Genomic DNA, 11,941 nt, shown 5'->3' with positions numbered 1-11,941 from the left:
AGCCGCTGGTGCGCGCCAGGGTCGTCTCGAGGCGCGCAATGTTCGTCTTTGCTTCAGCGCCCGAGGTCAACGTGTCTGGATGCATCTTCATGCGCCCGTACTCGTAGGCTTCCATTGGCACTTCGATCAGCACTTCATGGCCATCGGCGCGGGCGGTCTTGATCCAGTGGTCGAGGCGTTTGGAATCGAGGGCGAACGACAGGGTGACATCGGCTGGCAGGTCATCGATGGCAAGCTGCGTCTGGGTCGCATTCATGCCCAGCCCTCCGATCACGAGGCCAACCATTGGCAGGCCTTCGGGATTGGAAAATTTGCGGGCATAGACGTCCGATGGCGCCTTGCTCTTCGTCTTGGCGGCCGGTGCAACGATGGTCGCCGAAGCGATCCGCACGCTGCCGGCATCGCCTTGCGGCACGCGCCGTACCTGGCTGAGGGATTCGCCGGCACGCACGATGCGGCCATTGATCCGGATGGCGTCACTGGACACCGATGGTCCGCCCTGTCCGCCCGTCACAGGTGCACGCACGGCGTCCGCGGCGAGACCAGCAACCGCAAATTCAGTCCCGCTGCTTTCGAAGAGCGCATCAGCGCCCGGAAGTACATCGCCGCCCGGGTGTTCGTCCGGATCATTGAGGTGGGCGCTGCGCGCAGCCCCGGCATCAGCAAAGTCCACGGTATCGAACAGCGCGAGGGTCTGGCTGGGGCTGGCAGCGGCAGGATCGGCGGTGACATGGATGCCAAGGCCGAGGGACGCGGCAAGTCCGCCGAACACGGCGAGGCTCATGCCCGCATGGACAAATCCCGTTCGAAAAGGTGAAGGCTCAGACTCGCGCCGGTAACCCATGGGCTCGACCTCTTGGAACAGGGCTTAAAAACAGACCCTGACCATCGCCCCACAGGGTTAACAGGTCGCAAACAAAATACCCTCGCAGTGTAACGGACTGCTAAGGAATGCGGCACCCCGAGGCAGAATCACCCGGCCTTTTCGGCCATTCGGGAGGCCGCCGTCTTGCCGTCCCGAAGGATCTGAAGCGCCTTTTCCAGCTGGAAATCCTCGCCTTCATAGCCTTCCGGCGGCTGCTCGTCCGGCATCCGGGGTTCCTCGGCCCGCCCGCCTTCCTCGTTCTGTAGCGCGTGCGGCAGATCAGCCTCGGACCAGCGCTGGATCTTCAGCAGCTCTTCCTCCGTCAGGCGTACAGGCGTCACCATAAGGTCCGGTTCTATGCCGAGCGCCTGGATCGAACGGCCGGACGGCGTGTAGTAACGTGCCGTGGTCAGGCGGATTGCGCCGCGGTCTGCGCCCAGAGGGATGACCGACTGGACCGACCCTTTACCGAAGCTCGTGGTGCCAAGCACCAGCGCCCGCTCACGGTCCTGCAGCGCACCGGCCACAATCTCTGACGCGGAGGCGGACCCGCCATTGATCAGCACGACCATCGGCACGCCCTTGAACACTTCGCCTTTGGTCGCATTTCGCCGCTCGACATCAACCGGGCGCCGCCCCTGGGTCGAGACAACTTCGCCGCCCGACAGGAAGTGGTCGGTGACTTTCACCGCTTCATCCAGAAGGCCGCCTCCATTGTTGCGCAAATCGAGGACGATGCCCTGCGGCTTGCCGGTCTTGCCGATGCCGTCGATGGCTTCTTCGAGCAGCAGGTTGGTGCGCTCGTTGAACGTGGCGACACGGATATAACCGATATTGCCGGGCTCCATGCGCCAGGTCACGGATTTCTGCTGGATGACTTCCCGCACCAGTATCACCTGAAACGGATCAGCCCCTTCCCGCAGGACCGTGATCTCGATCTCGGTGCCGCTTTCGCCGCGCATTTCCTTGACGGCGTCATTCAGTGTCTGGCCGATGATCGCCTTGCCATTGATCGCGGTGATGTAATCTCCCGGCTGGATCCCGGCTTCGGCGGCCGGGGTGCCGTCCATTGGCGAGATGACTTTGACGAATCCGTCTTCCATCGTGACTTCGAGTCCGAGGCCGCCATACTGGCCGGAGGTCTGAACCTGCAGGGACTGGAAATCCTCCGGGTCCAGGTAGCTGGAATGCGGATCCAGCGACATCAGCATGCCGTTGATCGCGGCAGACATAGCTTCCTGCTCGTCGATCGGCACCACATAGTCGCGCTGGGCGCGGGCGAAGATTTCGGCAAACAGTTCGATCTGCTGGTAGGTGAGGGTGCGCGGGTCAACCTTGCTTTCGGCGCTCTCCTGCTGGGGCCAGGCCATGGCTGCAAATCCGACCGCCGCAGCGCCGAGTATGCCGCCAAGGGCCGTGCCGGTCAGCAATGAACGCATGTTCCACTCCATCATCATTTCGCCGACCCTCTAGTCGCCGCTCGACATCCACTCTGCCGGATTCAGCACCCGGTCGCCAAGCCTTAATTCCACAGTGAGTTCAGGCGCAGGATCATCGCGGTCGGGCATACGGCCGACGGGTTCTCCGGCGCTCACGGCCTGTCCTTCGGATACGTAGATCCGGGTCATGCCAGAAAGAATAACATGATATCCGTCACTTGTCCGCACGATCAGCATCTGCCCATAGGTTCGGAACGGCCGCGCGAATTCAACCACACCGCCCACCGGCGCGGTCACCTGCGCCTCGGCCCGGGTCTGGAACACGAGATATTCGGTCGTTCCCCCGCTTGGCAGCTTTGCGCCGAAGCCGCGCAGCAGGTTGCCTGCCGCCGGCTGTTTCAGGCCGCCCAGGGCTGACTTGCCGAGCGGGGCGGCGGTGTTCTTCGCAGGGGCCGCAATTGCGGCGGGCTTGGAGGCGCCGGGTTTAGACGTGCGCAGCGCCGCCAGTTGCGGGCGTGTCGCCGGCTTCATCCGGGGAGCGTCCGGCGCATTGGACTCCAGCGCCGCCAGCAACTCGCGCAGGGTGCCGGCTTCCTTGCCCAGCCGCTCGGCCCGGCCGCGCAGGCCGTCAAGGTTTCCGGCAATGCCTTCATAGGCTGCCCGTTTGGACGCGGCCAGCCGCTCAATCTCTTCCCGCTTCAGCGCCAGCGTTGCCTCGGCTGAGCCGAGCCGCGCCTGCTCTGCCGTGATATTGGCTCCCAGCGTGTTCAGCTCCGCGAGCTCCTTCGAAATGCCCGCCGCCCGGTCAGCCAGTTTCGGATAGGTCGCCTGCATCAGGATCGCCCGGCGGATCGCCACGCCGGAATTATCCGGGCTCGCCACCAGCGCCGGCGGCCGCCGCCGGTTGGCCGCCGCCAGCGAGGCGAGCAGGTCTTCCAGCGCCGTCTCGCTCTGCATCAGCTCTGCCTTTGCCTCTTTGCGGCGCGTGTTCAGCGTCACCAGCGACAGCTCGGAGCGGCTCGCCTGCTCTTCGCGCCGGCGCGCTTGCATCGAGGTCGACAGCAGCATCTCGTCCAGTGTGCGCAAGTCTACCACGGTCGTCTCGCCCTGGCTTTCCAGCGCCGCCAGTTCCGCCTCCGCCACGCGGCGCCCGGCCTCAAGCGCTTCAAGATCGGCGCGCGTGAATGTATCCGGCGCCGCCGCAATCAGCGGGACCAGCAGCAGGCAGGCAAGGAGTGTCGGAAGGCGGCGCATCGGCGAAGCCTTGCCCGAGAGGCGTCACTTTGTCGTTAATCGCGCGGGCTTTGTACCAGCGCCGCGCGCAGCGCCTTCAACTCGTCGGCAATCAGCACCGTCTGCAGCCGCGCCGCGGCGGCGTCGAAGGCGGGCGCCTCCAGCACGAGATGCGCGATCAGGTCCGCCGCCGCCATCGCGTCGTCCGCGAATGTCTCCGGTGTCTCGACGCGCAGCGCATGCACCGCCGCATTGCGCACAGCCATCAGCCGTTCGAGCGCGCGCTGCCGACTTCCTGTCAGTTCAAGCCGCTCGGGCCGGTTGAGATACTCGGCCGAGCGCGCCCGCCGCAGCAACATCGCCACCGGTGCAATCCGGTCAGGGTGCGCGAGATCGCGGACCGCTTCCTCCCTCGCCGTGTCATATCCCGACAGCGCTGCGACAAGCGCAGCCTGCAGTGCACTGACGAGCCCCAGCGCGGTCCATCGCCGCCGCGCCGGATCGGACGCGCCGCCTTCCGCCTCCCGCCGCGCCAGCTTCAAAGCCTCCAGCGCACCTCTCAGGGCTTCAGTGATGCGCGCCTGCGGGTCGGCGCTGAAAGGCGGAATCGTTTCCATGTGAGAACGATGCATCGCAGTCCCGCGAGGCCGGGGCAAGCGCCCCGCGCGGAACTGACAGCAACCTGACAGGCTGTGTCAGCGCAAGCTCAGGCCCTGACAGGTAAAACCACATCCAGTTCCCGCCCCTTGGGGCAAAACAGGAAGGAAAAGACCTCATGAAAAACTTCTCATCCGCCATCGCCGTTCTCGCCCTCGCCGCCCCCGCCCCACTCGCGCTGGCACAGGGCGAAGGCTTCTCGGCCAGCGCCGCCCCCGTCTGCGGCATCAGCCGTGAAGACGACAGCTCCATCGCCCGCGACAAGGGCATGTCCCGCGTCCGCAAAGTCGAGCGCGACGACGGCAAATGGGAACCGGAAGGCTGCACGGCGGACCGTAAGGAAATCGAAGTCGACATCCGCCGCGGCGCCGGCGACATGGTCAAGTTCGAAATCGACAACGACGACGATGATGACGACTGCTAAGCCGTCCAAAGGTGGGTCACTCCAGTCGGCGGGCGCGCCATGTGTCCGCCGTCTGTCCGTATACGTCCCATACCGTGTGGGGGATCGGCGCCGGTGCCACCGCCTCCCCCAGCTTGCGCGACCCGAGCCGCTCGGCAAGTTTGATCGACGGTGCATTCTTCGGGTCGATACAGTGGATGATCTCGGTGAAGCCGAGACTGTCGACCGCATAATCCATCGCGGCGCTGGCACCTTCGGCTGCATAGCCCCTGCCCTGCGCCAAGGTCAAAAGCCCCCAGCCAACTTCCGTGCCCGGCCAGCCTTCCGGTTGCCAGGGCCCCAACCGCCCGATCCAGTTGCCAGTCGACTTTTCGATCACCGAGAACATCGAAAAACCGCGAATCGACCAGGCACCGCTCATCATGCACAACGTGCGCCACACCGCCGCGCGAGGCTGCAGGCCGCCAATGAACTTCGCCGCGTCCTCATCTGCCATCAGTTCGCAAAACCCATCCAGATCCTCCGCCAAAGGAGGACGAAGGATGAGGCGCGGGGTTTCGATCACCGGGCCGCGGATCATGGGTGCAGATCCCTAGGCGAGCGAGGTATCAATCGCCTTGCAGGCCTCGATCAGGCCCTTCACGGAGGCGACCGATTTCTCGAACATCGCCTTTTCGTCAGCCGTCAGGTCGAACTCGACGATCTTCTCTGCGCCGCCAGCACCGATCAGCGTCGGCACGCCGACATACATGTCCTTCAGGCCGTACTCGCCCGCGCAATAGGATGCGACCGGCAGCACGCGCTTCTGGTCCTTGAGGTAGGATTTCGCCATCGCGACGGCGCTCTCGGCGGGGGCGTAATAGGCCGAGCCGGTCTTCAGCAGGTTGACGATCTCGCCGCCGCCCTTGCGGGTGCGGTCGACGATCGCGTCCAGTTCCGCCTGGCTCATCCAGCCTTGTTTTACGAGCTCAGTCAGCGGCAGGCCGCCCACGGTCGAGTGGCGCACCATCGGCACCATGTCGTCGCCGTGTCCGCCCAGCGTCCAGGCATGGATGTCGGCCACCGACACGCCGGTCTTCTCGGAGAGGAAGTAGGCAAAGCGCGAGCTATCCAGCACGCCCGCCATGCCGACGACCTTGCTGGTCGGCAGGCCGGAGAAAAGCTGCAGCGCCCAGACCATCGCATCGAGCGGGTTGGTGATGCAGATGACGAACGCATTCGGCGCATGCGCCTTGATGCCCTCGCCCACGGCCTTCATGACCTTGAGGTTGATGCCCAGAAGGTCATCGCGGCTCATGCCCGGCTTGCGCGGCACGCCGGCGGTGACGATGCAGACGTCGGCCCCGGCGATGCCGGCATAGTCGTTGACGCCTTTCAGGCCGACCGAGGCGCCATAGACCGGCGTTGATTCAGCGATGTCGAGGCCCTTGCCCTGCGGCAGGCCTTCCGCGATGTCGAACAGGATCATGTCGCCAAGTTCTTCGCGCGCGCAGATATGGGCGAGCGTGCCGCCGATCATGCCGGAACCAATGAGGGCGATCTTGCTGCGGGCCATGTATTTCTCCTCGGAAATGGACCTGGGAACGATTTCGCCGGACCCCTAGCCGAGCCTGCGCCCACGCGCAATGTGGCGGGAAAGCAAACGCCCCGTGAGCGGGGCTCACGGGGCGCGCAGTTTGGTACGTTCTTGGCCGGCCGTCAGTCGTTGCTGGACAGCATCGACATCAGGATCGTGAAGATGTTGTAGAACGAGATGAAGAAGCCGAGCGCGCCGAAGTTCGTCATTACGGCCAGCGAACGCGTGTCGCCCTCGTTCTGGAAGTAGCCTTCCTTCAGGTTCTGCGTGTCGAAGGCAATCAGGATGCCCGAGACGGCCAGCACGCCCACCATGATCGCGACTTCAAGGAAGCCCGACGGCGGAAACAGGAAGCTCAGCAGGCTGACGCCGACCAGGCCCCACAGCGCGAACACGGCAAACACGCCGACCGGCTTGAGATTGGTCTTCGTCATGTAGCCAAACAGGCTGAGCGCGCCGAAGGCCGACGAGGTCAGCAGGAAGGCTTTGGCCATCGTGTAGAGGGTCGGCGAAATCGAGCGTCCGGTGCGCGTTTCAGCGCCCACGCCGCCAAGCGACATGTAGACCCAGATCGACAGGCTCAGGCCCAGCAGCGACACGATCGTCCAGTAGACGATACCGGTAGCCAGCGGCGACGGACGCTTCATCAGGAAGGCCGAGCCGAGGATCAGCACGATCGGCGCGAACTGGATGACCAGGCGCAGGGGCGAGAACAGGACCAGCTGCGTCAGCGCCGGAACCATGTTTGAGCCGACGAGAAAAGCGAGCCCACCCGCGAGCGCAATGCCCAGGGCAAGCTTCTGGTAGACCCCCAGCATGAAGGTGCGCAGGCCCACGTTGACGGAAGTGTCGGCGTAACGTGCATCCGCACTTCCGAAAGTCCGGTTGAAGTCATTCATCGGTTGTTGAACCCTTTCTCTGATCGCGGACACCCATCAGGCGCCGTTTGAACAATATATGGAGGCTCTCGTGCCTTCTGGCAACAGAATCCGCCGCTGAAAACCGGCCATTCCTGCACCCTGTGGTTCAACGCCTCCTGAGCTGCATGCCTGCACCGGCCATTCAATCCTTTGTTAATATTTCGTGCACCTTTGAATACTTGCGCGGATACAAGTATCCGAACCAGTATTCCGGCGCGCTTCAGAGTGCCCGCAAATCACCGCAGAACTGAAAGCTACCCGCAGTTGACACGGCTAAGACGAGACTTAAATCCTAGGGTAACTGTGAATTCCACCGTTCGCAGTATTCGCAAGCCACGGCTAAAAAGGGGAAGAACATGGCTGATGCATCGGCGTATGCCGAAAATATAAAAAAGTACGCAAAAGGTTACAACATCGCCGCAGCCGAGAAGATCGCAGGGCATCTTGGTATCGCCCTGCGCAACAAGGACAGTTCGGTCGTTGCCTGCTCCGATGGTGGAGAGCTTGACCGGATTCGCGACCGCTGGTGCCGTAACAAGCTCAGCCTCGCGCTCAATCAGGCTGAACTGGATGCCGGCATCAAGGCGGTCTGCGATCAGATGAAGGCTGAAGGGGGCCAGAAATCGCGCGTGACCTTCTACTATCTGCTCGCCGAGCATTTCGGAAAACTCGGACACCTCGCCGGCTGACGCCCGCGACAAGGATCCGTTATCCAACCCGGCCCCAAGGGCCGGGTTTTCTTTTGGCCGCCGCCATGGTGAAACACGCCCCATGCTCCGCCTGTTCGCCGCCCTGCCCGTCCCTCCGGAGGTCACCCAGCCGCTGCGCAGGCTGCAGAAGGATCTGCCCGGCGCCAGCTGGCGGCCAGAGGAAAACTTCCACATCACGCTCTGCTTCTATGGCGAGGTCAGCCATACCGCCGCGCGCGGCCTTGATGAGCTGCTCGGCGAAATCAAGGCGCCGGTCTTCCCCGTCACCCTCGAAGGGGCCGGCTGGTTCGGCCGGCGCGAGCCCGCCGCCGTCTGGGCCCGGGTGCGCGAGAGCGACGGGTTGCGCGGCCTCGCATCAGCCTGCGAGCGCGCCGCCCGCCGCCTCGGTATTGCGCTCGAACGCCGCCCCTTCACGCCGCACGTCACGCTGGCCTATTGCCACGGCACACTGCCGGAAGAAGCCCGCGTCTGGAGCGAGCACCATCAGGCTTTCCGCAGCGAGCCGTGGCTCGCCGGAGGCTTCCATCTCTATTCCAGCCAATCGCGGGCCAGCGGTCCGTCGCGCTATATCGCAGAGGCCGATTATCCGCTGACAGGTCCGCTGCCGGACCCGCTTACCGCGCCTTGAGAAAGGTGTTGACCGTCAGCCGCCCCAGGCGCGGATCGGGCGACAATCCATGGCCCGGCGGCACCTGCCCGGTATGCAGGGTCCAGCCGCGATAGATCACCAGCCGGTTGAACGCCGCCTCGACCCGGTAGGTCTGCTCGAACAGCGCCGTATCGCCAAGCAGGTAACCCTCCGCCGGCGGGCGGCGCAGCAATTCCCCGTCAAGCATTCCGGAGTAATCGTCCATCCGCGAGGGGCTCACCGTTTCAAAGCCGCTCGCCCGGTGGCGGTAGAAGGCCGTGCCGCCATGCTCGGGCCCGCACAGGTAATGCAGGACCGCGAAATGGCCGGGATCGGCCGAGTCGAAATGCGGCAGGCGCTGCAGCGGCGCGAGTTCCTCCGCCGGCGTCGTCACGAGCGAATAATTGCACTCCACCAGGTCGGCGCCGTGGTTCAGCCCGAACACGTCCGACAGCGTCTTCTGCAAGAGGTCCATGCGCTCGCCGAGATAGCGCGGCGGCGCCGGCGCACGGATGCCGGGATAGTGCGGCCCGCGGGGGCCGAATGCCTGCCCGGCGGCGGCGTCGACCAGCCCGTGCGGATCGGAACTGAACCCGTCAATGATAATGATCGGTTCGCGCTCATGCCCGATGCGCCCGATTGAGGGGGAAGGCGCAACCGCCATCGAACGCACTGCCTCCTGCCCAGGGCCAGACGGCGTGCAGGCCGTCTGCGCGCCCTTCCGCTGTGGCGCCAGCATCGACCGGACACCGCAGCCGATCAACCGGCAAACTCAGTTTACCTGGGGACCCGTGTCCGCCGCACGATGGCCCGCGCCCGCGTCGGATAGGGATTGCCGTCCGCCGACAGCACGACCGCCAGCCAGCGCGAGCCTTTGATCTCGGCGAGGATCGCCATTGCCGCCACCGACAGCGGCGTCGACAGGAACGCGCCTGTCGCGCCGAGCAGGACGCTCCAGAAAGCGAGGGACAGGAGCACGATCACCGGATCAAGGTTAAGGTCCACGCCTTGCATCCGCGGCTGGATGATGTTGCCGACCACGAAGCCGATCACCATCAGCGCCGAGAGCAGGATCAGGGGCCGCTCTAAATCCCCGAAAACCATCAGGCTGAACGCGGCCGGCACGAGGATCGCGACCACACCGCCAACCACCGGCACATAACTGGCCACGAAGATCAGAAACGCCCAGAATACGGGTTGCGGAAGCCCGATCCAGAACATCACCAGCCAGGACGCCAGCGCAATCATCAGGCCGGTTACCGTCTGAATACGGACATATCCCTGCACCGCCTTCTGGATGCGCTCGAGGATCTGGTCAACATCCACCGCCCCCTCGCCCTTCGGCCGCAGCGCCTCGAGCTTTCGGGCATAACTGCCCCGCGACACGATCAGGAAGCCGAGATAGATCAGCACGAAGGCAAGCCCCGAAAGGCCGCCCTGGATCCAGTTAAGCATCGCACCGGCTACTTCGGCCGTCTGGATGGAGCGCAGCATGCTCTCGAAATTCGGTGCGAGCCTGACCCCGAAGTTCCGGCTCGTCTCCATCAGGATCGTGTCCATCCGGGTGGTGTATTCGTCCGCGTTGGCCAAAAGTCCGGTCAGGTTGTCCGTGATGATGACGCTGATCACCGCAAAGCCGGCAACGATCACCACCAGCGACAGGCCCAGCGCCAGGTTCGGCGGCGCCGTAGGCGCGAGGCGCTTTATCAGCCGTGTGAGGTCCGCCACCAGCGCCAGTAGGAACACCGCGAGCAGCAGCGGCGCGATGATCGCCTGCAGCAGATAGATCGCCGCGCCGGACAGGAGCACAGCCGTCACAATATTCGCGCCGGAAATCGCCTGACCCGTTTTTTCCTGACTTTTCATGCCGCAATTATCCCCGGGTCCGGCGTCTCAACGCGCGCCGCCGCTGCAGGTTCCCCGCGCGCCGTCATAATACTGCGCCGCACGCCCCGACAGGCGTGGGCGATGGAACTTTTCCTGTCCCTGACCGTTAAGGACCTTGCGCCATTCCAAGCCGCACAAGGAGACCACCCCCATGAAGCCCCTGACAACCCTCACCGCCGCCCTCACCGGCGCCTTCGTCCTCGCCGCCTGCGGCGGAAGCGCCGAAAAGCAGGGCGAGAAAATGGACTCGGCCATCGAGGAAACCCTCACCGGTGAAGAGAACATGGATGACGGCCTGCTCGAGAACACCGGCGAAGCGATCGACGAAGTCACCGGCAATGAAAACCCCGACCCCATCGACGCCGCCGGCGACGCCATCGAGGACGCCGCTGACGACGCGCCGGAATAGTCTCCCGGAACAAACAAGGCCCGGAGACGCCGGAACTTCGCCATGGCGGCATTCCGGTCTACAAGTCTGGTGCCTCTGGCCGGACTCGAACCGGCACTCCTTGCAGAAGCGGATTTTGAATCCGCCGCGTCTACCATTCCACCACAGAGGCGCTGCGCGTGAGCCTCGTTTCCTGCCGCAGGGGCCTGCCCCCTGTCAATTGGCGGCAAGCGGCCCCCCATCAAGCCCTCGTGACGCTCCGCCGCATTGCGGGGCGCGCCGCCATCGCGTGAATGAGGGCGATGACAGCGTTGACGAACTTCCTCTCGGGCTGGCGCTGGCCGGTTCTGGCGCTCGCGGCTTCGGCGCTTATTCTGGCGGCAGCGCACGCCTTCGAGCGGTTCGGCGGCCTCGCCCCCTGCCCCCTCTGCCTGCGCCAGCGCGAAGTCTACTGGGCCCTGATCGCCATGACGCTGACCGGCCTCGCCATCTGGCGCGTTGTGCCGAAGCGCCGCTTCCTCGTCGCGCTCAACGTGCTGATCGGGCTCGTCTTCGTCACCGGCGTGGTGGTGGCGGCTTATCACGCCGGCGTCGAGTGGAAATTCTTCCCGCCCCCGGCCGGATGTTCCTCGGGCGGCGCCAACCCGCTCGAGATGGGCGACCTCGACGCCCCCATCTCCATCCCTCTGTGCAATGACGCGCCGTTCTACATCGCTGGCCTCTCGATGGCCGGATGGAACGGCGTTGTCTCGGCGCTGCTCGCCGCCGCAAGCTTCGCCGCCGCCGCGATCACCTTCCGCAGCTACCGCGCGAAATAAGCCGCCCCGCCGATCAGCAGTCCTGCGGCCGCGCCGAATGTCCCGACCGCGCGCAGCCTCCGCATCCACGCGGGTAGTCCGGGCGTGCCGGTGTCCCATATGCCATGGATGAGATGCGCCCCGGCGGCGGCCGCGAAGACCTGCCAGTCGAGCGCGCCCAGCACGCCGTATAGCACGAGCCCCCACGCGGCGAGTGATCCGAGCACGGATAATGCGAGCACCGCCGCACGCGGCGCGCCGTCACTCCGCGCCGCTTCTGCCCCCCAGCGCAGACCGCCCACAAAGGACAGGATCACCGCACCGTAAACCAGCAGTGTCAGCCCCGCCTGCGCCTGCAGCACAGGGTCGGTCTCCGCCGCCCACATCACGCCGGCGCCCGCCGCGAAGGGCGCAATACCGGCCAGCGTCAGCGCCAGC

General features: G+C 64.9%; 15 protein-coding genes and 1 tRNA gene. 5 read left to right on the top strand and 11 right to left on the bottom strand.

All coding sequences use genetic code 11. The annotated features are described in order from the left end of the window. From WEA77_RS14345 to WEA77_RS14330, 4 genes are all read right to left on the bottom strand, one after another. Window positions 1-784: divergent polysaccharide deacetylase family protein (locus tag WEA77_RS14345; RefSeq protein WP_368068560.1), on the bottom strand; the 784-nt coding region annotated here is incomplete at its 3' end. 188 nt (window positions 785-972) lie between these two features. Beyond that, window positions 973-2,304: a S41 family peptidase gene (locus tag WEA77_RS14340; protein WP_368068559.1), complete on the bottom strand. Its 1,332-nt coding sequence runs from the start codon at window positions 2,302-2,304 to the stop codon at window positions 973-975. Between the two features lie 30 nt (window positions 2,305-2,334). Beyond that, window positions 2,335-3,558, bottom strand: coding sequence for a murein hydrolase activator EnvC (locus WEA77_RS14335; RefSeq protein ID WP_368068558.1), 1,224 nt, complete (start codon window positions 3,556-3,558; stop codon window positions 2,335-2,337). 35 nt (window positions 3,559-3,593) lie between these two features. After that, the gene (locus WEA77_RS14330) at window positions 3,594-4,154 is read right to left on the bottom strand and encodes a hypothetical protein (RefSeq protein WP_368068557.1); all 561 of its coding nucleotides are present in this window, start codon (window positions 4,152-4,154) and stop codon (window positions 3,594-3,596) included. A gap of 158 nt (window positions 4,155-4,312) precedes the next feature. Between WEA77_RS14330 and WEA77_RS14325 the strand changes: the two genes are divergently transcribed. After that, window positions 4,313-4,618, top strand: coding sequence for a PepSY domain-containing protein (locus WEA77_RS14325; protein WP_368068556.1), 306 nt, complete (start codon window positions 4,313-4,315; stop codon window positions 4,616-4,618). A gap of 16 nt (window positions 4,619-4,634) precedes the next feature. On the opposite strand, the gene WEA77_RS14320 is transcribed toward WEA77_RS14325, so the two are convergent. From WEA77_RS14320 to WEA77_RS14310, 3 genes are all read right to left on the bottom strand, one after another. Continuing rightward, window positions 4,635-5,177: a GNAT family N-acetyltransferase gene (locus tag WEA77_RS14320; RefSeq protein WP_368068555.1), complete on the bottom strand. Its 543-nt coding sequence runs from the start codon at window positions 5,175-5,177 to the stop codon at window positions 4,635-4,637. A 12-nt stretch (window positions 5,178-5,189) separates the two neighbouring features. Beyond that, window positions 5,190-6,152, bottom strand: a complete 963-nt coding sequence (gene mdh / locus WEA77_RS14315) for a malate dehydrogenase (protein WP_368068554.1) — start codon at window positions 6,150-6,152, stop codon at window positions 5,190-5,192. A gap of 143 nt (window positions 6,153-6,295) precedes the next feature. Next, a complete protein-coding gene (locus WEA77_RS14310) occupies window positions 6,296-7,072 on the bottom strand; it encodes a Bax inhibitor-1 family protein (RefSeq protein WP_368068553.1) in 777 nt (258 codons plus the stop codon). Between the two features lie 377 nt (window positions 7,073-7,449). Between WEA77_RS14310 and WEA77_RS14305 the strand changes: the two genes are divergently transcribed. Next, a complete protein-coding gene (locus WEA77_RS14305; RefSeq protein WP_368068552.1) occupies window positions 7,450-7,782 on the top strand; it encodes a DUF2853 family protein in 333 nt (110 codons plus the stop codon). A gap of 82 nt (window positions 7,783-7,864) precedes the next feature. Continuing rightward, on the top strand, window positions 7,865-8,431 hold the full coding sequence (gene thpR / locus WEA77_RS14300; protein ID WP_368068551.1) for an RNA 2',3'-cyclic phosphodiesterase: 567 nt from the start codon (window positions 7,865-7,867) through the stop codon (window positions 8,429-8,431). Here the strand turns inward: thpR and WEA77_RS14295 are convergent. Continuing rightward, the gene (locus WEA77_RS14295) at window positions 8,418-9,095 is read right to left on the bottom strand and encodes a DUF6445 family protein (protein WP_368068550.1); all 678 of its coding nucleotides are present in this window, start codon (window positions 9,093-9,095) and stop codon (window positions 8,418-8,420) included. The two genes, thpR and WEA77_RS14295, sit on opposite strands and share 14 nt — an antisense overlap. Before the next feature lie 113 nt (window positions 9,096-9,208). Next, a complete protein-coding gene (locus tag WEA77_RS14290; RefSeq protein WP_368068549.1) occupies window positions 9,209-10,297 on the bottom strand; it encodes an AI-2E family transporter in 1,089 nt (362 codons plus the stop codon). 172 nt (window positions 10,298-10,469) lie between these two features. Here WEA77_RS14290 and WEA77_RS14285 point away from each other — a divergent pair, with 172 nt between their 5' ends. Then, a complete protein-coding gene (locus WEA77_RS14285) occupies window positions 10,470-10,727 on the top strand; it encodes a hypothetical protein (protein WP_368068548.1) in 258 nt (85 codons plus the stop codon). A gap of 67 nt (window positions 10,728-10,794) precedes the next feature. Here WEA77_RS14285 and WEA77_RS14280 read toward each other — a convergent pair. After that, window positions 10,795-10,878: transfer RNA gene (locus WEA77_RS14280), tRNA-Leu, on the bottom strand. A gap of 130 nt (window positions 10,879-11,008) precedes the next feature. Between WEA77_RS14280 and WEA77_RS14275 the strand changes: the two genes are divergently transcribed. Further along, window positions 11,009-11,524 carry a disulfide bond formation protein B gene (locus WEA77_RS14275; protein WP_368068547.1) on the top strand — a complete coding sequence of 172 codons (516 nt, stop codon included), beginning with the start codon at window positions 11,009-11,011 and terminating at the stop codon, window positions 11,522-11,524. Here WEA77_RS14275 and WEA77_RS14270 read toward each other — a convergent pair. Beyond that, on the bottom strand, window positions 11,509-11,941 hold a 433-nt coding region (locus WEA77_RS14270; RefSeq protein WP_368068546.1), incomplete at its 5' end, for a DUF3429 domain-containing protein. The two genes, WEA77_RS14275 and WEA77_RS14270, sit on opposite strands and share 16 nt — an antisense overlap.

Origin of the sequence: Hyphomonas sp. (assembly GCF_040882205.1) — a bacterium.
Lineage (GTDB): Bacteria > Pseudomonadota > Alphaproteobacteria > Caulobacterales > Hyphomonadaceae > Hyphomonas.
Note: the sequence above shows the minus strand (reverse complement) of the source record. Positions and strands in the feature narration are given on the sequence as shown.

Excerpts from the sequence above, each read along its gene's own strand:
- WEA77_RS14305 (WP_368068552.1), top strand. The coding sequence starts at position 7,450 with ATGGCTGATGCATCGGCGTATGCCGAAAATATAAAAAAGTACGCAAAA.
- WEA77_RS14275 (WP_368068547.1), top strand. The coding sequence starts at position 11,009 with ATGACAGCGTTGACGAACTTCCTCTCGGGCTGGCGCTGGCCGGTTCTG.
- WEA77_RS14335 (WP_368068558.1), bottom strand. The coding sequence starts at position 3,558 with ATGCGCCGCCTTCCGACACTCCTTGCCTGCCTGCTGCTGGTCCCGCTG.
- WEA77_RS14295 (WP_368068550.1), bottom strand. The coding sequence starts at position 9,095 with ATGGCGGTTGCGCCTTCCCCCTCAATCGGGCGCATCGGGCATGAGCGC.
- thpR (WP_368068551.1), top strand. The coding sequence starts at position 7,865 with ATGCTCCGCCTGTTCGCCGCCCTGCCCGTCCCTCCGGAGGTCACCCAG.
- WEA77_RS14330 (WP_368068557.1), bottom strand. The coding sequence starts at position 4,154 with ATGGAAACGATTCCGCCTTTCAGCGCCGACCCGCAGGCGCGCATCACT.
- WEA77_RS14325 (WP_368068556.1), top strand. The coding sequence starts at position 4,313 with ATGAAAAACTTCTCATCCGCCATCGCCGTTCTCGCCCTCGCCGCCCCC.
- WEA77_RS14290 (WP_368068549.1), bottom strand. The coding sequence starts at position 10,297 with ATGAAAAGTCAGGAAAAAACGGGTCAGGCGATTTCCGGCGCGAATATT.
- WEA77_RS14285 (WP_368068548.1), top strand. The coding sequence starts at position 10,470 with ATGAAGCCCCTGACAACCCTCACCGCCGCCCTCACCGGCGCCTTCGTC.
- WEA77_RS14340 (WP_368068559.1), bottom strand. The coding sequence starts at position 2,304 with ATGCGTTCATTGCTGACCGGCACGGCCCTTGGCGGCATACTCGGCGCT.
- WEA77_RS14310 (WP_368068553.1), bottom strand. The coding sequence starts at position 7,072 with ATGAATGACTTCAACCGGACTTTCGGAAGTGCGGATGCACGTTACGCC.
- mdh (WP_368068554.1), bottom strand. The coding sequence starts at position 6,152 with ATGGCCCGCAGCAAGATCGCCCTCATTGGTTCCGGCATGATCGGCGGC.
- WEA77_RS14320 (WP_368068555.1), bottom strand. The coding sequence starts at position 5,177 with ATGATCCGCGGCCCGGTGATCGAAACCCCGCGCCTCATCCTTCGTCCT.